General features: G+C 56.2%; 15 protein-coding genes and 1 riboswitch. Of the genes, 2 read left to right on the forward strand and 13 right to left on the reverse strand.

The annotated features are described in order from the left end of the window. Positions 1–91: 91 nt before the first annotated feature. The 13 genes from folK to NQ495_RS07230 all read right to left on the reverse strand — a co-directional run bounded on the left by folK (position 92) and on the right by NQ495_RS07230 (position 16,084). Positions 92–640: a 2-amino-4-hydroxy-6-hydroxymethyldihydropteridine diphosphokinase gene (gene folK / locus NQ495_RS07170; RefSeq protein WP_009133628.1), complete on the reverse strand. Its 549-nt coding sequence runs from the start codon at positions 638–640 to the stop codon at positions 92–94. Further along, positions 640–1,788 carry a DNA polymerase III subunit delta' gene (gene holB, locus NQ495_RS07175; RefSeq protein ID WP_009133627.1) on the reverse strand — a complete coding sequence of 383 codons (1,149 nt, stop codon included), beginning with the start codon at positions 1,786–1,788 and terminating at the stop codon, positions 640–642. Before holB ends, folK begins: the two co-directional genes overlap by 1 nt. Before the next feature lie 112 nt (positions 1,789–1,900). Then, complete coding sequence (dut, locus tag NQ495_RS07180) at positions 1,901–2,335, reverse strand: dUTP diphosphatase (RefSeq protein ID WP_009133626.1); 435 nt, start codon at positions 2,333–2,335, stop codon at positions 1,901–1,903. A gap of 2 nt (positions 2,336–2,337) precedes the next feature. Continuing rightward, a complete protein-coding gene (locus NQ495_RS07185; RefSeq protein WP_009133625.1) occupies positions 2,338–3,819 on the reverse strand; it encodes a lipopolysaccharide biosynthesis protein in 1,482 nt (493 codons plus the stop codon). A gap of 106 nt (positions 3,820–3,925) precedes the next feature. Then, positions 3,926–4,843 (reverse strand): sugar phosphate isomerase/epimerase family protein, encoded by a 918-nt coding sequence (locus tag NQ495_RS07190; RefSeq protein ID WP_009133624.1) that lies wholly within the window; start codon positions 4,841–4,843, stop codon positions 3,926–3,928. Positions 4,844–5,051: 208 nt separating this feature from the next. Then, positions 5,052–5,522 carry a WbuC family cupin fold metalloprotein gene (locus tag NQ495_RS07195; RefSeq protein ID WP_009133623.1) on the reverse strand — a complete coding sequence of 157 codons (471 nt, stop codon included), beginning with the start codon at positions 5,520–5,522 and terminating at the stop codon, positions 5,052–5,054. 201 nt (positions 5,523–5,723) lie between these two features. After that, a complete protein-coding gene (locus NQ495_RS07200) occupies positions 5,724–7,109 on the reverse strand; it encodes a Gfo/Idh/MocA family protein (RefSeq protein ID WP_009133622.1) in 1,386 nt (461 codons plus the stop codon). 137 nt (positions 7,110–7,246) lie between these two features. Beyond that, positions 7,247–8,809 carry an SUMF1/EgtB/PvdO family nonheme iron enzyme gene (locus tag NQ495_RS07205; protein ID WP_009133621.1) on the reverse strand — a complete coding sequence of 521 codons (1,563 nt, stop codon included), beginning with the start codon at positions 8,807–8,809 and terminating at the stop codon, positions 7,247–7,249. A 296-nt stretch (positions 8,810–9,105) separates the two neighbouring features. Continuing rightward, on the reverse strand, positions 9,106–11,424 hold the full coding sequence (locus tag NQ495_RS07210; protein WP_050807988.1) for a GH92 family glycosyl hydrolase: 2,319 nt from the start codon (positions 11,422–11,424) through the stop codon (positions 9,106–9,108). Between the two features lie 143 nt (positions 11,425–11,567). Beyond that, positions 11,568–12,989, reverse strand: coding sequence for a cytochrome c peroxidase (locus NQ495_RS07215; protein ID WP_009133619.1), 1,422 nt, complete (start codon positions 12,987–12,989; stop codon positions 11,568–11,570). A 173-nt stretch (positions 12,990–13,162) separates the two neighbouring features. Continuing rightward, the gene (locus NQ495_RS07220) at positions 13,163–14,146 is read right to left on the reverse strand and encodes an ROK family protein (RefSeq protein WP_009133618.1); all 984 of its coding nucleotides are present in this window, start codon (positions 14,144–14,146) and stop codon (positions 13,163–13,165) included. A gap of 129 nt (positions 14,147–14,275) precedes the next feature. Continuing rightward, complete coding sequence (locus NQ495_RS07225; protein ID WP_232208894.1) at positions 14,276–14,860, reverse strand: SIS domain-containing protein; 585 nt, start codon at positions 14,858–14,860, stop codon at positions 14,276–14,278. A 60-nt stretch (positions 14,861–14,920) separates the two neighbouring features. Continuing rightward, positions 14,921–16,084 (reverse strand): MFS transporter, encoded by a 1,164-nt coding sequence (locus tag NQ495_RS07230; protein ID WP_009133616.1) that lies wholly within the window; start codon positions 16,082–16,084, stop codon positions 14,921–14,923. A 230-nt stretch (positions 16,085–16,314) separates the two neighbouring features. After that, positions 16,315–16,516: riboswitch (cobalamin riboswitch) on the forward strand. Between the two features lie 119 nt (positions 16,517–16,635). Between NQ495_RS07230 and nrdD the strand changes: the two genes are divergently transcribed. After that, on the forward strand, positions 16,636–18,723 hold the full coding sequence (gene nrdD / locus NQ495_RS07235) for an anaerobic ribonucleoside-triphosphate reductase (RefSeq protein ID WP_009133615.1): 2,088 nt from the start codon (positions 16,636–16,638) through the stop codon (positions 18,721–18,723). Next, positions 18,716–19,186: an anaerobic ribonucleoside-triphosphate reductase activating protein gene (nrdG, locus tag NQ495_RS07240; protein ID WP_009133614.1), complete on the forward strand. Its 471-nt coding sequence runs from the start codon at positions 18,716–18,718 to the stop codon at positions 19,184–19,186. Before nrdD ends, nrdG begins: the two co-directional genes overlap by 8 nt. Positions 19,187–19,222: the final 36 nt, after the last annotated feature.

Genomic DNA, 19,222 nt, shown 5'->3' on the forward strand with positions numbered 1-19,222 from the left:
AAAAAGAAAACCGAATAACAGGCACGCAGCCGAAACGACATCCCGATTAACTCATAGATCGGAAGCGTTACCCACTCTGTGCGGCTCTACTTTATTCGGATAGTTCGTCGAGGAGTTGCCGTACGCTTTTGTGCAGCACGGGATGCATAAAACCGGGCAGCACTTCACAGAGGGGACGCAATACGAAACCGCGCTGCTGCATCAGCGGATGAGGAACCGTCAGCCGGGGCGTATCGATCACCCGGTCATCATAAAAAAGAATATCGATATCGAGGGTACGCGAACCGTACTGCCTGCCCATCGCTTCATGATCCGCCCCTGCGGTCTTATTACAACCGGCTCCGGCCTGGCATCCGGTTCCGGTTGCGATACCGTCTGCCGCTCGCGGACGGATCCGCCCCGCCTCCCGCTCGATCTGCTGGCAAATATCGAGCACATGTTCAGGTTCCAAAGCCGTCTCGAAGATCAAAACCTGATTGAGAAACTGTTCCGGCGCCTCGAATCCCCAAGGCGGGGACTCCCAAAGCGAAGAGGCAGCCGTTTCGGCTCCCACGCGCTCCGCAAGTTTGAGCCGGGCACCGGCCAGCGTCGCCCGCACGTCCCCCAGATTGCCCCCTGTCAACAAAATCACGCGCGCCATCACTTCAACGGGCCGATCAGTTTGCTTACCGTCAGTGCGAAATGCGGAAAGATAATCTTCGGGTTACCGTTCTGCCCCACCTGCCGGATCACCAATTCCATCTCCGAAACCAACCTTTCGATATTGGCATTGTTGACAAACGGTGCGAATTTCTTGCAGAACTCGTACTCGCGGCCGAACAGGAACGAAATTTCGGACATCCCGGCCGTCAGCATGTAGCTATCGCGCAGCAACCGGATCGAATTACTCATCAGCCGCTTCTGTTCTTCCCTTCCCAGCGAGGCGACCGTTTCGGCCCATTCCAGCAACTCCAGGTGACGGTCTTCATAACTGAGCCGCATCAGTTGTACAAACAGTTCGAACGATTCGTTACTCTCTCCGGAAGCCAACGCCTCCAGACAACGTTCGGCCTCCAGCAGATTTCCCCGCGAAAGGCGAGCGATTTTCTCCGCATCGGCCGGAGAGAGCTTTTTCCGCTCCACCAGCCAGCCGGTCATGTCGGCCTGGGTAACAGCCGGCACGGTTACGCCCTGCGTCCGTGAGATAATCGTCGGTAACAACCGGTCCGGCGCTTCGCTAACCATCAGGAAAAGCGTTTTTTCCCACGGTTCTTCCAGTATTTTGAGCAATTTGTTGGCCGCCTGCACATTCATCCGTTCCGGGAGCCAGATCAGCACGACCTTATATTCGGATTCGAACGCCTTAAACGACAAGGCACGGATAATTTCATCGGCCTCGAACGTGCTGATATTACCCTGCTTGTTATCGATCGCAATGGTCTCGTACCACATCTGTTCGTTGAAATAGCCGCCGGTAGAAGCGACCTGGTCACGCCACAAAGGCATGAACTGATTGCTCAGCGGCTTCTCGGACGAACTTTTTCCTTTAGGCGTATTGACCGGAAAAACGAAATGGAGGTCGGGGTGGGCCAATTGTCCGATCTGATGGCACGAGGGACAAACTCCGCACGAATCCCCGTCGTGACGGTGCGGACAGTTCAGGTATTGCGCATAAGCAATGGCCAACGGCAGGGCGCCGACCCCCTCGTCCCCCGTAAACAACTGGGCATGGCTGATCCGGCCCCGGCCGACACTGCCGACGAGCCGCTGCTTTACCTCCTGTTGCCCGATCACATCCTTGAACTGCATTTTATTGACTTGGCTTATTGCAGAAGAAACTCTATATTTTCATAAAAAACAAAGACATCCCCCGATAAATCCACAAAGAGGAGAGACGACCTTCGATCCGGAAGCGTCCCGGTTATTTTGTCCCGGTCGAACCGAATCCGCCCGCGCCGCGCTCCGTCTCGCCGAGCACCTCGACACTCTCCCATTCGACCCGCGTAAAGCGGGCTACCACCAATTGCGCCACCCGTTCACCGGGTTTCAGTTCATACGGGGTATTCGACAGGTTGACGAGGATCACCTTGATCTCACCGCGGTAATCGGGATCGACCGTACCCGGCGAATTGACCAGCGAAAGCCCGTGCTTGGCCGCCAGACCGCTGCGGGGCCGTACCTGCATCTCATAACCTTCGGGCAACTCCACATAAAGTCCGGTCGGCACCAATGCACGCTCCAGCGGACCGAGCGTAATGCTCTCTGTTATGTTCGCACGGACATCGAGGCCCGCAGCCTGTCCGGTTTCATACTGCGGCAAGCCGTATGCCGAACGGTTGATCACTTTCACCTTCATCGTTATCTCCTTTTTAGAACCGACCGAGCCAGCGATCTCACATCAATATGCTCCCACCGGACGGCCACCGCAGCAAATGCGGTCAACAGGCCCAAATTTAACAAATATTTCGCGGCCGCAGGCAACATCCCGGTAAAATAGGAAATCCCGTAGATCGCACCGCCCAGCAGGAAATAGGCCCCGATGCGCCGCACATTGTACGGGGTGGGGTAGTAACGGCTGTTGAGCCAGAAACTCAAAGCCAGCATCACCGTTTCACAACCGAGGCGTCCCCATGCGGCGCCGACATAGCCCAGCGCGGGTACCAGCCATACGTTCAGGACCACCGTAACGACCAGTCCCGTTCCGGTGATCCAGATCGCAAAACGCGTATCCCCCGTCTGTTTGTACCAGAAATTGAGGTTCAGCGTCATCCCCGAAAAGATGTTCGCGAGCAGGATCAGCGGCAGGATAAACATCCCCTGCCGGAATGCAGGCCCCACAAAAAGGGCGAACGCATCGGCGAAAAGCATGATGAGCAGGAAAATTGCGACCGACACGATGGCAAAATATTTCAATGCCTCGGCATTCGCCCGCAAAAAATCCTCCTTTTTGAAATTGGCGAGGAAAAACGGTTCCGCCGCATAACGGTACATTTGGATAAACAGCAACAGGATCACACCGAGTTTCGCTACGGCCCCGTAGATCCCCAGCGCGTCCATCGCCTCTCCCCGGGGCATCAGGTATTTGATCATCTGCCTGTCGATGAACTGGTTGGCCACACCGGCCACACCGCTCACGAGTAACGGGAACGAATAGATAAAGATCGTCCGGAGCAGTCTCCAGCGGATACGGGGCACACAATCGCGGTAGGCCGGGAACAGCAACAGCAGCGTCACGAAACTCGTAATCAGGTTCGCGACCAAGTAATACCCGGCTCCATACGAAGGATCGTACAGCGATGCCCACCAACCGCCGCCGACTGCCAGTCTCGGCAAGCCCTCATAAAGAAAGACGACCAAGACGACGTTCAGTACCACGGAAAAAGTCCGCAGGATTACAAACAATCTAGCTTTGTTCTCCTGCCGCAACCGCGCATAGGGAATTGCGGTGATAACATCCAGCGCGATTACTACCGCCACGATCCAGATATACGAAGGATGATCGGGATAATCCATCACGCGCGACAGTTCCGGGGTAAAAAGGATACCGAGCGCGGCGAACAGCACCGCTACGGCGCTCACGGCCCCCCAGGTCGTCGAAAAGACCTCCTGCCGCCCGTGCAATCCTTCCGCTTTGCCGGCGAAGCGGAAATAACCGGTCTCCATCCCCATCGTCAGCACCACCATCGCGAACGGAATCAGTGCGTACATATCGGTAATCACACCGTACTCGCCCGTGGTCATGATCCGGGTCAAGAACGGGGTCAACAGGTAGTTCAGCAACCGGGATACGATGCTGCTGATACCGTAAATGGCGGTCTGTCCGGCCAGTTGTCTGAGCATGCTGTGAAAAGGCTTCTATCGGATCATTGGTATTCGGTCTTGCGGCTTTCGATTTCCGGATGTCACCGCTGCTATTTAGACGTAAGCCCCCGACTGTTACGGGAGGTCAGGCCTTCGCCCACTGTTCACGGATCAGTTCCAATGCAGCCGGGACACTCACCGTACGGTCACCTGCACAGCCGCACTCGAAACTGACGTAATAAGGATAAGCCATCTCTTTAAGCGCACGGAAACCGTCCACATAATTGTCCTTGTCACCGTTCTCGCCCGGCATCTGGCGCGTACCGCGGCTGGCGATGTGGATGTGTCTCAGGTAGCGGCCCCCCGACCAAAGCGCCCCGTAATCGGAAGTCTCCTCGGCGGTCATGTGCCAGAAATCGCCCATGCAGCAGACTCCGCGACTGCCGGTATCACGGCAGATAGACGCCGCATCGGCCACCTGGCGCAAGTAGTGTGCCTCCTTGCGGTTCAGCGGTTCGAGAATCACAGTCGTACCCTGCTCGCGGGCATAGTCACCCAACTTGCGCAGCTGTTCAACCAGATAATCACGCGTCTGGGGAGTGTGCGGCATCACGGGAACCTGGTGGTTAAATGCAGGCACCATAATTACGCCTGTCGAACCGAGCTCTCCTGCCGCCGCAATGATTTCACGCATCGTACGGTCGAATTCGGCCCGCACCTCGGGTTGCTCCGAGAGGATAAATCCGGAAAACCCGGCACAAATGGCGCTGACACTGATGTTACGACCGCGAAGAGCCTGTTTCAGTTCACCCACGCGTGCCGACAGGTTCTTGCCGCCGGGTTCAAACCCCGTTACACCGTGTGCTTCCATATAGTCCAGCCGCTCGGCGAGCGTTTCGCCCGGCGCGGTATTCTCCTGAAACGACAACCTGAGCGGATTGCTCTCCCCGGGTTTACCCAAGCCTTCCCCCTGCGGGTACGGCCGTGCGAGAAGATTCCACGGCGCCGCTGCCGCCACAGCAGCCCCCACCAACGTTTTCTGTAAAAAATCCCGTCTGTCCATATCTTTTGTTTTTATCGTTTACTCTCTGTTCCCCGCAGCCATATACCGGATACTGCCGGACGAACACTTTTCGGAGCCCCAATTTCGCGAAACTACCCTACGATCCTTCCTGCACGCCTGCCGACCGTCCCGTGATAAAGCCGTTCCGAGAATTTCCGATTTTCCCCGCAAAACAGCCATGCCGCCGGGGAATCAAATATTCCAACCTTTATTCCAGCTCCGCTTCCAACCTTTCGAGAAACCGGGTAACCGCCCCTGCATCGTCCGGAGAAGGCGACCACGGAGCCACATTCCCGGGCGTCAACGGAGCAAAAGGCCCCTGCTTCACCTCGTAAACCACCGTACCGTCCTGAAGGACCAACAGGCCATGCCATTCTCCGGCCGGGATATGAAACCCATAAGTTCCCGCCTGCGGATCAATCACAGCCTTTTGGGTGACATTCCCTGCCTCATCGAAAACGAACGACGCGACACGGCCCCGCAAGACGACCACCATTTCATCCCGCTCGGGGGCGAGATGCCGGTGCGGCTGCACGAACGTCCCGCGTTGCAGACCGTTCAGCATCCAGTTGACCGGGTCACTTTCACTCTTATGAAAATTGTAGTTTTTCCGCAGCCGTGGACTCTCTTCGGCATTACGCGTCGTTGTATCCAGCAACGTTTCGTCGATCACTTTCATCTCCATACGGGTTTGGCCCGCCTCGTTTTATCAATTTTAACAGACGACGCCTGTCTCGCGGATCCCCAACTTCAACGAGTTCCGGGACAAAACGACACCTTGGTGAACTCATTAACCGGTTGAACTCGTCGACAAGGCTTTTATCCTTTGTTTCCGGATATCCCCGACGTCGTTCCCGACCTCAGCTGCGGGAATATCCGTTTATGCCTTTTTGGCTTCGCCCGGCACCGGAACAGTGTATTTGCCCATATCCATCGGGCCGAGTTCCAGTTTTTCAGGCATGTAATTCAACGAAGCGGCGCTGATTTCATCCCAAGTGACCGTCTTGCCCGTATAAGCGGACTCGCGGCCCATAATCGCAGCCAGGTTCGACACAGCCGTCTCCTCTGCCTGCATGATCGGCGTCCCCTGGCGAATGCAGCTGATCCAGTTCACGTGCTCCAGGACATACGGATTATTCTGCTGGTGCGCGGCCTTCTCGGCTTCGAGATCGTATTGCCAAAGCACATTACCGGCCAAATCCTTGATCACGCAGGCGCCCGAACCGCCGCCGCCGCTCTCCCAGGTTCCTTTGGTTCCCTGCAGGAATTCGCTCACATTGTTCGAACACCCGTCGATCTGGCGCGACATGCTGTGGAAATGCACGCCGTTGTCACAGACGAAATCGATGCTGAAGTTGTCATACTGATCCCCGGTAATCCTACGCTGGCGGCTGCCGAAACCGGTAGCCGAAACCGGTTTATAGCCCGAAAACCACAGGAAAACATCGATGTTGTGCACATGCTGTTCGACGATATGGTCGCCCGACATCGCTTTCCAGTTTACCCAGTCCCGAATCATCCACTCCATATCCGACCAACCCGGTTGGCGCGTTTTATACCACAGCATCGACTGGTTCCAGTAGACGTTACCGCCGGTAATCTCGCCGATCATGCCGTCAAGTACGATTTTCTTGAAAGATTCGACATAGGCACGCTGATGGTGCCGCTGCGTACCGGTCACAACGCACAATCCTTTGGCATTGGCTTGTTTGGCCGTCGCCATGATCATGCGGTAACCTTCCGGATCGACCGCAATGGGTTTCTCCAGAAAGCTATGCACGCCTTTCTCAGTTGCATACTTGAAATGCGTCGGCCGGAACAGCGGCGGCGTCGCGATAATCACGACATCCACACCCGAGTCGATCACCTTCTGGTAAGCATCGAATCCGACGAAACAATTTTCAGCGGCAATCTCGATATTATGTTTTTCTTTAAGCTCTTTACGCGCATTTTCGACCCGGTCCGGGAAGACATCGCCCAATGCCACGACCGTAACGTTGTCGGCGGCATTGAGAAAATCCTGTGCGGCACCGGTTCCGCGACCGCCGCAGCCAATAAGGCCCGCTTTCAGGGGTTTACCGTCCACAGCCTTGTCGGGCAATTCGGGAATATAAACCGAACCGGCGTCCCTCAGCGCGGCATTTTTACCGCCCTTATCATCGGAACAGGCACTCAGTAGCGGCGTAACGCCCAACGCACCGATAGCTCCGGCCATAGCCGAATAGGAGAGAAACTCGCGACGGCTGATTTTGTTCTTTTCGCTCATGGTTCAATCGTAATTTAAAGTTTATCGTTAGTAGGTTCAATCATTCTTATCGGTCAGCGCCTGGGGACCGGGACGGCTCCAGATAACGATTCGCATACGCTTGGTTCCGCACCGGGCCGTGAAACATAAAACCCAGATTACTTCAGCTCCGTCGTTCCGGCAGGATCGTCGTATTCACACACGACACGGAAACCGATCGCACGGATATCCGAATACCACCAGATACTCTGCGGCTGCTGCGGATCGGTTTTGAGCCACTCCTTGTGCCGGGTATGGCTCCGGGCCGCCGAGCGCAGTACCGAAGCATCGTCGGTAAAGGCGCCGCCGCGCACTACATGCTCCTCACCCCCGGCAGGCCCTTTCGGGTCGATCGCGCCATCGGGCATCTTACTGTAAGCGTCCGGAGCGTACCAGTCCGCGCAATATTCCATCACATTGCCGAGCGTATTTTTCAGTCCGAACGGATTAGGCTGTACAGCCGAGGGTTCTTCTGTACGATTCTTACTGTCGTTGACATAGACGACATAACGCGCGATTCCGGCCGTATCGGCTTTGAAAAGCTTGCGCCAAAAGCCCTCATTCGAGAATTTTTTCGGATCACCCGGGAAGAAATAGGGCGTTTCCGTGCCGCCACGGGTTGCATATTCCCACTCGGCCTCAGTCGGCAACCGGTATTTCTTGCCGGTTTTTTTCGACAACCACTGGCAGAACGTCTCTGCGGCATAATGCGTCATCGTAATGGCCGGTCGGTCGCCGCCACCCCAGCCCTGGTCGGGAATCCCGAAGGGGGGAGTCGGGCCGCTGATCGCATCTACATCCGGATCGGAATTGTTCGCATAAACCAGTTCGGGCGGCGTCCGTCCCTCAGACATCGTCTCGGCATAGAACGCCCAGTACATATCCCAGGTCACTTCAGCTTCGCCGATAAAAAAAGACGAAAGGGTCACATTGCGGACCGGCCCTTCATCCTCGCGGCGGAACGGCTCGTCGGGGGGGCTGCCCATACGGAACGAGCCACCGGGAATCGCTTTCATCCCGAACGATACAGTAGTGCCGGGAATCCGCTCGGTGAAATTCTCGAAAGCCGTCACTTCGGCCGGAGCGGTGAACGGGTCGCCTTTTGCTGCGGTCTGCGGCACCCCCTGCATCTTAGCATGTTTGTAGTTGGGATCGTAATGGCCCACATCAAGGTGGCAGCTGATACATTGCAACCCGAGTTTCTCCTCATTTTCCTCGTAATAGAGGTGAGCGGTTACCCCTTCGTCGGTCAGGCGTGCCGGGAACAACTGCCGGTGGCACTCCTTGCAGGATTCGTTGAAGACGATCTTCTGTGCATACTCGAGCTGTCCCTTGCTTTCCCAATCGATCTTCTCGGTATCTTTAAAGAAGTACGACCAGACATCTTTCGCTCCCGAACGCAATTTCGTAAAGAAATAGTTCGCACTGCCTTTAGGCGGCAGGTGGCACTCGGCGCAACCGGTGGTCACACCGCTTTTGGAATTGTGATGCACAGAGAGTTTCCAACTTTTGTCGGCGGCTTCGTGCACATGACAGGACATGCAGTATTCATCGGTCGAAGTCTTCATGTAGACCCGGTTCAGCGCAATCGTAACGCTGACCCCGACAGCCACGCCGAACAGGGTGAACAGAACTATTTTCCGTCTGTTTTTGCGGGGTTTCTTCGTTTGGGATGATGACATGGGATTCTAAAAAAACGTACTCAACCGCCGGAAATTCCACCCGGCAGTTAGGGAAGCGCCCCTTAAAGGCGCAAGGTTTACAAATTTAGGAAAAATAAACGGGAAAACGCAAGCCAGAACCCGAAAAGCCGCCCTCAGAGCTCGTCCAGGAGCTTTCCGGAAAACGAAAACGCCATAAAACTAAAACAATAAAGGCCGGCAAGAATATGATAATCCCACCGGCCTTTAACCCGTATCGGTTATGTCCCGCAAACCTTTTCGTCCGATCGGCGGTCCATAAAACCTTTACAGCGACGCTACTTGTTCCGATACCGGAGCGTCTCCCCCGTTTTCGAAAGCGACGGCGGCACGCTCCGGTCGGAAACGGCACGCTGCCTGTTCGGCTGGCCGCTCATTACGAAATGGATGTCCGCTCCGTCGCGGATATCGTCGTAAGTGATATACGACTTATCGTACTCTTTGCCGTTCAGTAGCATCTTCTTGACATAAACGTTCTGCTTCGACCAGTTCTCGGTAGTCACTTTCACCTGGTGCCCGTTGCCGAGGCGCATCGTGACGGCTTCAAGCGCAGGCGACCCGATGTTGTAGATATTGCTCGACGGGGCGGTCGGATAGAAGCCCATGCAGTTGAAAATGTACCAGGCCGACATCTGTCCGCAATCGTCGTTGCCGCTGAGCGACCCCGGCTCATTCCCGTAAAAATGGTCGATCACATACCGGATCCAGCGTTGGCAATCCCAGGGCCGGTTGAGGTAATTGTAAAGATAGATGATCTGGTGGCACGGTTCGTTACCGTGCCAGTACCCGCCGATACGGCCCCAAATGTCATGCGCACCGGGGATATTTTCGTCCATCTCGATCACGAAAAGCGAATCGAGCCGCGCTTCGAACAGGTCGCGCCCCGCTTCGTTGATATAACCCTGCACATCGTGCGGTACGTACCAGGTATATTGCAGCGTAAAACCTTCGGTGATATCTCCCCAGCCATTGACCGAACCGGGTCCCTGATAAGCGATCGGCGCGAACGGCGTACGCCAGCCGCCGTTGATATCCCGCCCACGCATGTATTTGGTCTCGGGATCGACGAGGTTCTGGTACGAAAGCGACCGGTTCAGGAAATATTCATAATCATCCGTCTTGCCGAGCTTTTTAGCCGCCTGTGCGATACAATAGTCGTCATAGGCATACTCCAGCGTCTTCGACACCGACTCCTTCTCCTTGTCGAACGGCACCCAGCCCAGCGAATCGTACTCCGGCAGGCAATCGTAATGCGGATTCATCGCAGTGGTCTTCATCGCCTCGAACGCACGTTCGTAATCGAAGCCCGGAACCTCTTTGACGATCATATCGGCCAACACCGACACGGAATGATACCCGATCATACACCATGTTTCGTTACCATAGAACGACCAGATCGGCAGCATCTTTTCAACGCTCTTGTCGTAATGGGCCAGCATCGAATTGGCCACATCGGCATTGACCTTCGGCTGTACGAGACAGAACAGGGGATGCAGCGCACGGTAGGTGTCCCACAGCGAGAAGGTAGTCAGGTTGGTGAATCCCTTCGCCTTTTCGATATTCTTGTCCAACCCGCGGAACCGGCCGTCGGCATCCTGGAAGATAAACGGATGCAGGAAAGCGTGGTATACCGACGTGTAGAAAGTCTCCTTATCAGCCTGCGAGGCCGTGACCTGAAACTTATTCAGCTCCTTGTTCCATTTCTCAACTCCTTTCCGGTGCAACGATTCGAATGTTTCGCCGTCGAGCTCCCTGAGGTTCTTCAATGCTCCGGCCGTGCTGACGCCCGACACGGCCGTCCGGACATAAATCGGCTCCCCTGCTGCGGTACTGAACGTCATCCAGGCCTTGATATCCTTTCCCCACGCTTCGAGGCTGCTGCGGAAACGCTTCGTATTGTAAAGCACCGGCACGCTGTCCTGCAGGAAGCCCATCGCCTTGAACGGTTTGGAGAAGGTCGCGGCAAAATAAACGTGCCGTTCGGGACCCCAGCCGTTGACGATTTTCGAACCGACGAGCGTCGAATCGTTTTCGAGCCGGATATTCGCCCACACACAGGGCCATTTGAGCGTGTGTTTCAGATCAAGCAGAATAAAGGCGCTATCGCTCTGCGGATAAGTGAATTTGAAGATTCCGCTGCGCACGCCGGAAGTCATTTCGGCCTTCGTGCCGTAATCGAGCAGATCGACCCCGTAATAGTTCGGCGAGGCCCATTCCCGGTCGTGAGAATAGCGCGACCGGTACCCCGCATCGGGATTTTCATGTGTCCCGGGATCGAACCGGATCTCACCCACCCCCGGCATAAAGAGGAAATCGCCCAGGTCGGGAATACCCGTACCGCTGAGATGCGTCAGGCTGAAACCGAGCAGCGTCGGATGGTCGTATTTATAGCCGGCAGCGACATCGTAATCATCGAAATCGGTATCGGGACTCATCTGGATACCGCCGAACGGGATTTGCGAACCGGGGTAAGTATTCCCGAAACCCGCGGTGCCCACCAACGGGCGGACATATTGGGTGAGTTCTTCCTGCGGCGCGTTCAGGTCGGGATGGTGCACGCAACCCGCCGCAGAAATAAGCGACACTCCGCACAGCATCGTGAGCGTTTGTCTGAACATGTTTGTCATCGTTTATCGGTTTGGATTAGTATCGGTTTCGAGTATCAGTCTCCCCGGGTACAGAAGTTCCCGGACAGCAGCGGCCATCCATCGGGGATAGCCGCACGGCGCATAGCTGCCGTTTATTGCTGTTGGTTTTCCGAGCGAACAACCCCCGCAACTGTCCCGGCATTGGGATTGGTCAGCTCCCGTCCCCGGAATTTCCCGGTCAGCGTACCGAGGAAAGCCACGATATCGTCACGGTCCTGTGCGCTGAGTTGCCTGCCGACCTGGAAGCGGGCCATATCGTCCACCGCTTCGGAAAGCGTCTCACGCGTTCCGTCGTGGTAATACGGAAAGGTCAGCGCCACGTTGCGCAGTCCCGGGACTTTGAACCGGTGGCGGTCGTAAGCTTTTTGCGTTTGTTTGAAACGGCCGTTGTCCTCTTCGGTCATCTCCTCCCCGCGCGCCGCAAAATAGTCCTGCGCCAACCCCATATATTCGAACGACTGTCCTCCCAACAGCGGCCCGACATGACAGGTCGCGCAGCGGTTCTCTTTGAACAGTTCGTATCCGTGCTGCTCCTGCGCGGTAATCGCCGTCGAATCGCCCTTTAGGTAGAGATCGAAACGGCTGTCCGGTGTGATGAGCGTTTTCTCGTACTCGCCGATCGCCTCGGTGATCGCTTCGCCGCTGTAGCCCCCGGGGTAAACCTTCAGGAACATTGCGGTAAACTTGGGATCGGCTTTGAGCTTTCCGATAATCTGTTCCCAGGAGGTGCTGGCCATTTCGACCGGATTGAGCGGGGGACCGCCGGCCTGATCGGCCAAAGTGTGCGCACGGCCGTCCCAGAATTGCTCGAAATTCAACGCCGCATTAAAAACGGTCGGTGCATTCACCCCTCCGAGCGAACCGTTCACGCCTTCGGAATAACGCCTGTTATCGACACCGCCCGTATGCAAGCCGTGGCACGAAGCGCAGGAAACCGTATTGTCGGACGACAGGCGCGGATCGTTGTAAAGCATCTCGCCGAGCGCCGCCTTGCGTGCGTCGGTCGGCAACGAATCGGGCAGCGGTTGCACGGGTTCACCTGCAAAACGCGGAGCGGTGGCCGGATTGCTGTAATTGGCAACGCGATGGTCATGAATCCACTGCAGCAACTTGGCCTTTTTCGCATCGGTAATCGATGAACCCCAGTGCACAAGGTAATATTTGGCAACCGGCATACTGCCGTCGCTGATCGCCTTTTCCATCTTGGCCAGGGAAACCTCATCGACAGGCCGTCCTTCGGCAAGCGCCGCAAACGCTGCACCCAAATCAGCCTGCCGATGCCCTTTTTCGACATCGCTGCGCACGATATTGCCCGCCACCGGCCACGAGGCATAGAACGGCAAGTCGGGATTTTCACTGTGGCAGCTGAGGCATCCTCCATCGTCGAGGATCTGCTGCACCTGCATCTCCGCAGTCTGGTCGGGCGACGGCAGACGGTTCGCCAGTTTGTAGGCTACCGTCCCTACGGCTCCGGCCGCTACCACGACAATCGCAATCTTTACACTGGTCTTCATTTTCGTTGGGGATATAAGTTAGTATGTTCGATCATTCTTCCTCTCTTCAATCATCCTCCCTTTCAGGACACCCGTGCGTCTTCACGACCGGTTGCTCCACTGCCTTTTTCCACAGGACATCATCTCCAAATAACACTTATGTCCGTTCCACAGAGGGGTCCGAAACAGGTTCCCTACCGCTGCGAAGCCGTATAGACTGCGACCGAAAGGGCGGCATAATCGCCGATCTGTTCGCCGAGTCCCGCCGGTACCACCCGGCACACCTCACGGGCATACGAAAGCGACTGCCGACGGATCACCGACTCGGCCGCAGGCCAAAGCAAGTCATGCGCCCGGGCGAAAATGCTGCCGATCACGATCGTTTCGGGATTCAGCACGTCGATCAGGATCGAAAGCCCCTCGCCGAGCAGTTCACCGCTGGTACGGTATACCTCCAACGCCGCAGGGTCGCCCTGCCGTGCCGCTTCGGCCACACTGCGGGCCGTAATGCCATCGAGCGAAGCCGGATCGGGACAATAGCCCACACCGCCGCCCATCTGCAATGCTTCCATCGCCCGGCTCCGTGCAAGTTGGGCAATACCGCCGCCGCTGCAAAAGCCCTCGAACGACCCGGCTTTGCCGTAGCCGACCGGTCCGAACGGACGCATCGCCATATGGCCGACTTCTCCCGCCATGTCGTTCGTGCCGCTGTATAACCGCCCGTCGAGGATCAATCCCGCTCCCATGCCGGTCCCGAACGTCAGGAAAATCATATTCTGCGCCCCGCACCCCGCACCGAACTGCCATTCGGCCAGCGCACAGGCATTCGCATCGTTCTGGACACCGGTTTTCACACCGAAACGCTCTTCGAACAGGCGCACGATCGGAACATCGTCCCAACCCGGCAGGTTCGGCGGAGACATGATGACCCCGCGCTTACTGTCGAGGGGACCGCCGCAACTGATGCCGAATGCGACCACTTGTGACACTTTCACGCCTTGTGCGGACAGTATCTCCTCTACGGTCGAAAAAAATTCGTCCAAAACTTCGGAATAGGGACGCCTCCCGGTCGGAAACGCCTTTTTATCCAAAATCGTTATCTCGCCGTTCCCGGCCCTACGACCCAGCACTACCGCGCATTTGGTCCCGCCGATGTCGATTCCCGCTACATACTCCATTGCTCGTGTATAATTGAGAGTCTGACTCTTATAATTAAATGGCTGTTTTCAACACCTTCTGCAACGCGCTGCTCCGACATTGCTTCGTGTACGCAACCAAAATCTGGTATTTTCCAATACCGGACAGCGCTAGGCAAGCCCCAGTTCCAGCTCGATATAATGAACCAGCGAGTGAATCACCTTCTCATGAATCTCCTGGGCCCGGTCTGCAAATTCGCTCTTCGGCGCGCGGATTTCCACGTCGCATTCCGACGCTATTTGTCCGCCGCCTTTGCCGGTCAGAGCGACTACCTTCATGCCGATCGAACGGGCCGATGCCACCGCTTCGAGCACATTGCGCGAATTACCGCTCGTGGTAATCCCGAGCAACAGGTCTCCGGGACGGCCGACCGCCTCGACTCCCTTCGAAAAAATATAGTCGTAACCGTAATCGTTCGCCACGCAGGTAATATGTGTCGGATCGCACAAAGCCACAGCCGCCAGCGCACGCCGGTTACCGCGGAAACGCCCGGTCAGCTCCTCGGCGAAATGCATGGCATCGCACATCGAACCGCCGTTACCGCACGTGATGATCTTTCCGCCGCCGCGCAGCGTCTCCACCATCAGCCGGCCGGCCTGTTCCAAGGCTTCCCATGCCGTCCGGTCGTTCGTAAATTGCTCCAACACCCGCGCCGCCTCGACAAAGCCGCTGCGGATCGTATCCATCGTACTCATAAATTATTTGGTCTTTTCAAGCCGGTCCGCATCCCGAAAAAGGATGCGCCATCGACTTCCCTATGCTTTCTGTTTCCTCAATATCGAGACAGCCACACCCAGAATATAGACCAGGCAGGCGAACGGTACCAACAGGCTGACCAGCTGGTCGGAATGGTCGGCGATCACACCCATTACCGGGGGCACCAGCGCCCCTCCCGCAACACCGGTAATCATCAGCGCCGAAATTTCATTGGCTTTGGCCGGATCGTGCTGCATCGCCAGCGAAAAGGCGATCGCGAATACGCTCGCCGCCGAGAGTCCTATCACGAACAATGCAGTATAGATAATCCAAGGCACCCCGGTCAGCAACAGCAAGGCATAACCTGCCACGGCAAAACACATCGTCATAGCGAAGAATCGCCGCGGGGCCACTTTGGCCAGGATGATCGTTCCTACGAACGTTCCGATTGTCCGGGCGGCAAAATAGAGGCTGCCGGCGAACGGGCCGCCCTCGTCGAGCGGAATCGCACAGCGTTCGGTCAGGTATTTCGGAATCGTGGTGAGCAACCCGACCTCATAGCCGACGATCAGCACGATCACCGAGAAGTAAACCAAAATCCGCCGGTCGCGGAGCATCGCAAAAATACGCCCCGCCGAACTGCTTTGCCCGGCACTCTCACGCTGCTCCGGAATCGGGATCAGCAGCAGCCACACGAACGACAGCACCGTCACGGCGGCATAAACCGGAAAGACCAGTTTCCAGTTACCGAAGCTCACCGACGCAACGCCGACGATAATCGGCCCGAGAAAAGAGCTGATCGCTTTGATGAACTGCCCGAGCGTCAGGCTGCTGGCTACTCGGTCGGCCGGGACAACATTCATCAGCAACGGATTGAGCGCGACCTGCAGGATCGTATTGCCGATCCCCAACAGTGCGAATGCGGTCAGTACCAGCGGGAAACTGTAATCGAGCAACGGCAGCAACATGGCAACGGTCGTAACGGCAGCACTCAGCAGTACTGTGTTCTTACGCCCGAAGCGGCCCATGAGGATACCCGTCGGCAACGAGATAACCGCAAACCAGAAAAAGACCAGCAGCGGAATCAGATTGGCCCACGTATCGTTCAGTGCAAAGTCCTGTTTGACGTAGTTGGTCGATATGTTGACGATATCGACGAAACCCATCACGAAAAAGCTGAAAAGCACGGGCGTCAGCTTGGCAAGGTTCAGTTTTTTGCTCATAAAAATCAGGTTAGCGAAACCGCAGCGGCCGGCTGTCAGCTTTACGGCAATTCAAAGTTATGGATTTTTCGGCAGGGATCGGCACATACCTATGAAAAAATACGGGAAAATCCCCTCCGCGACGCAATCCCGCACAGGCAAAAGGAATTGCGCAGGACAGCCCCGACTCCCCGTAAATAAGTTGTTGATAACTTCCTCCTCCGGAGCGGGCCCATCCCGGGAGATTGTTCTACTTTTATCCCAGCGTTAGGTTCCCGCTCCGTCCTCACGCGGAGCCCGGATTAAAAGGGAATCCTGTGAAAATCAGGAACTATCCCCGTAGCTGTAAGTTCCTTTCATGGACGGTACCTCTTGAGCCACTGCCGCTTATCGCGGCGGGAAGGCGTACCTTCCGGAACAAGTCAGAAGACCTGCCGGCGCTTCCATTCGTAGCTTTCGGGCGAAAGGCGACAGAATAGAGACCGTACCCTTCATTCTCTTCTTCTGTTCATCGCTTTATGCCGGCAGCTCCACTGGGTAAAACGGCCAAAAAACCACAAAAATATACCGCGATGAATACAGAAATCTACATTACCAAGCGCGACGGGAAGCGCGAAGCATTCTCGATCGACAAAATCAAAAGCGCCGTTGCCAAAGCTTTTCTTTCAGTAGGCAGTTTCGCCACGCAGGAGACGATGACCGGCGTCCTCTCGCGGCTCAACATCTCGAACGGCATGACCGTCGAGGAGATCCAGAACCAGGTCGAAGTGGCGTTGATGGCGGAACAGTATTTCAGCGTGGCCAAATCATTCATGATCTACCGCCAAAAACGTTTCGAAGACCGGGAAGTACGCGACAAGCTCCGTTTCCTGATCGACTACTGCAACGCGACGAACCCGGCTACCGGCAGCAAATACGACGCGAATGCGAACGTAGAGAACAAGAACATCGCCACGCTGATCGGCGAACTCCCCAAGTCGAACTTCATCCGCCTGAACCGCAAGCTGCTGACCGACAAAATCAAGCAAATGTACGGCAAAGAGGTGTCGGACAAGTACCTCGACCTGCTGAACCGTCATTTCATCTACAAAAACGACGAGACGAGCCTCGCAAACTACTGTGCGAGCATCACGATGTACCCGTGGCTGCTGAGCGGCACGCTGTCGATCGGCGGCAACTCGACACGCCCGACCAACCTCAAATCGTTCTGCGGCGGCTTCATCAACATGGTTTTCATGGTTTCGAGCATGCTCAGCGGCGCCTGCGCGACTCCGGAATTTTTAATGTACCTGAACTACTTCATCGGGAAGGAGTACGGAAACGACTATTTCCTGCGGGCCGACAAGGTGGTCGACCTCTCGAAAAAACAGCGTACGCTCGACAAGGTAATCACCGACTGTTTCGAACAGATCGTCTACTCGATCAACCAACCCACCGGCGCACGCAATTTCCAGGCGGTCTTCTGGAACATCGCCTATTACGACAAATACTATTTCGAAAGCCTGTTCGGCAATTTCGTTTTCCCGGACGGGGACAAACCCGACTGGGATTCGCTCGACTGGCTCCAGCAGCGCTTCATGCGGTGGTTCAACGCCGAGCGCACCAAAGCCGTGCTCACCTTCCCGGTCGAGACGATGGCGTTGCTGTCGAAAGACGGCGACGTACTGGACAAAGAATACGGAAACATCACCGCCAGAATGTATGCGGAAGGACATTCGTTCTTCACCTACATGAGCGACAACGCCGACTCGCTGAGCAGCTGCTGCCGCCTGCGAAACGAGATTCAAGACAACGGTTTCAGCTATACGCTCGGCGCCGGTGGCGTTTCGACCGGATCGAAAAGCGTGCTGACGATCAACCTCAACCGCTGTATCCAACATGCGGCCAACGCCGGCCTGCCGCACCTCTCGTTCCTCGAAGGGGTGGTGGACCTGGTACACAAGGTGCAAATGGCCTATAACGAAAACCTCAAAGATCTTTACAACAAAGGGATGCTGCCGCTGTTCAACGCAGGCTACATCAACATGGACCGCCAATACCTGACCATCGGCGTGAACGGACTGGTAGAGGCCGCCGAAGCGCTCGGCATCGAGATCAACGACAACCCGCGCTATACGGCTTTCGTACAGGAGGTACTCGGGCTGATCGAACGGTATAACAAGAAATACCGAAGCAAGGAGGTGATGTTCAACTGCGAAATGATCCCGGCCGAAAACGTCGGCGTGAAACATGCGAAATGGGATCGCGAAGACGGCTACGTCGTACCGCGCGACTGCTACAACAGCTATTTTTACCGCGTCGAAGATGCGTCGTTGAATGTAATCGACAAATTCCGGCTGCACGGCCGCAAATACATCGAACACCTGACCGGCGGTTCAGCGTTGCACATGAACCTCGAAGAGCACCTGAGCCAGGAGCAGTACCGCCAGTTGTTGCGCGTAGCCGCGCAGGAGGGCTGCAACTATTTCACCTTCAACATTCCCAATACGGTCTGCAACGACTGCGGCCATATCGACAAACGTTACCTCAAGGCATGCCCCGAATGCCAGAGCAAGAACGTCGATTACCTGACGCGCGTGATCGGCTATATGAAGCGGGTCAGCAATTTCTCGCAAAGCCGTCAGGTGGAGGCAGCCAAACGTTACTACGGCCATGCTTAAATACGCCGGTTACGACATCGTCTTCCAGGAGATTCCCGACGAGGTAACCCTCGCGATTTCGCTGACGAACTGTCCGAACCGCTGTCCGGGATGCCACAGTCCGCAGCTGAGGGACGACACCGGCGAGCCGCTCACCGAGGAGGTATTGGAAGCGCTGCTCGAGAAATACCGCGGTGCGGTCACCTGCGTCTGCCTGATGGGGGGCGACGGAGACCCGGCCGGTATAAAGCGCATCGCCAGGTTCCTGCATACGCAGCGGACAACGCCGGTCAAGGTCGGTTGGTATTCGGGCCGGAGCGAACTCCCCGAAGGCTTCTCCACCGAGGGCATCGAATACCTCAAGCTCGGTCCGTACATCGAAAAGCTCGGAGGCCTGCGCGCACCGACGACAAACCAACGGCTTTACAAAGTGGATCCCGGCGGAAGCTTGCGGGACATCACCCACCGCTTCCGAAGACAATGATCCCTCGCCGCTTTATAACCCGGCAGCAAAAAACCG

The sequence above is a fragment of the Alistipes indistinctus YIT 12060 genome (assembly GCF_025144995.1).
GTDB lineage: Bacteria > Bacteroidota > Bacteroidia > Bacteroidales > Rikenellaceae > Alistipes_A > Alistipes_A indistinctus.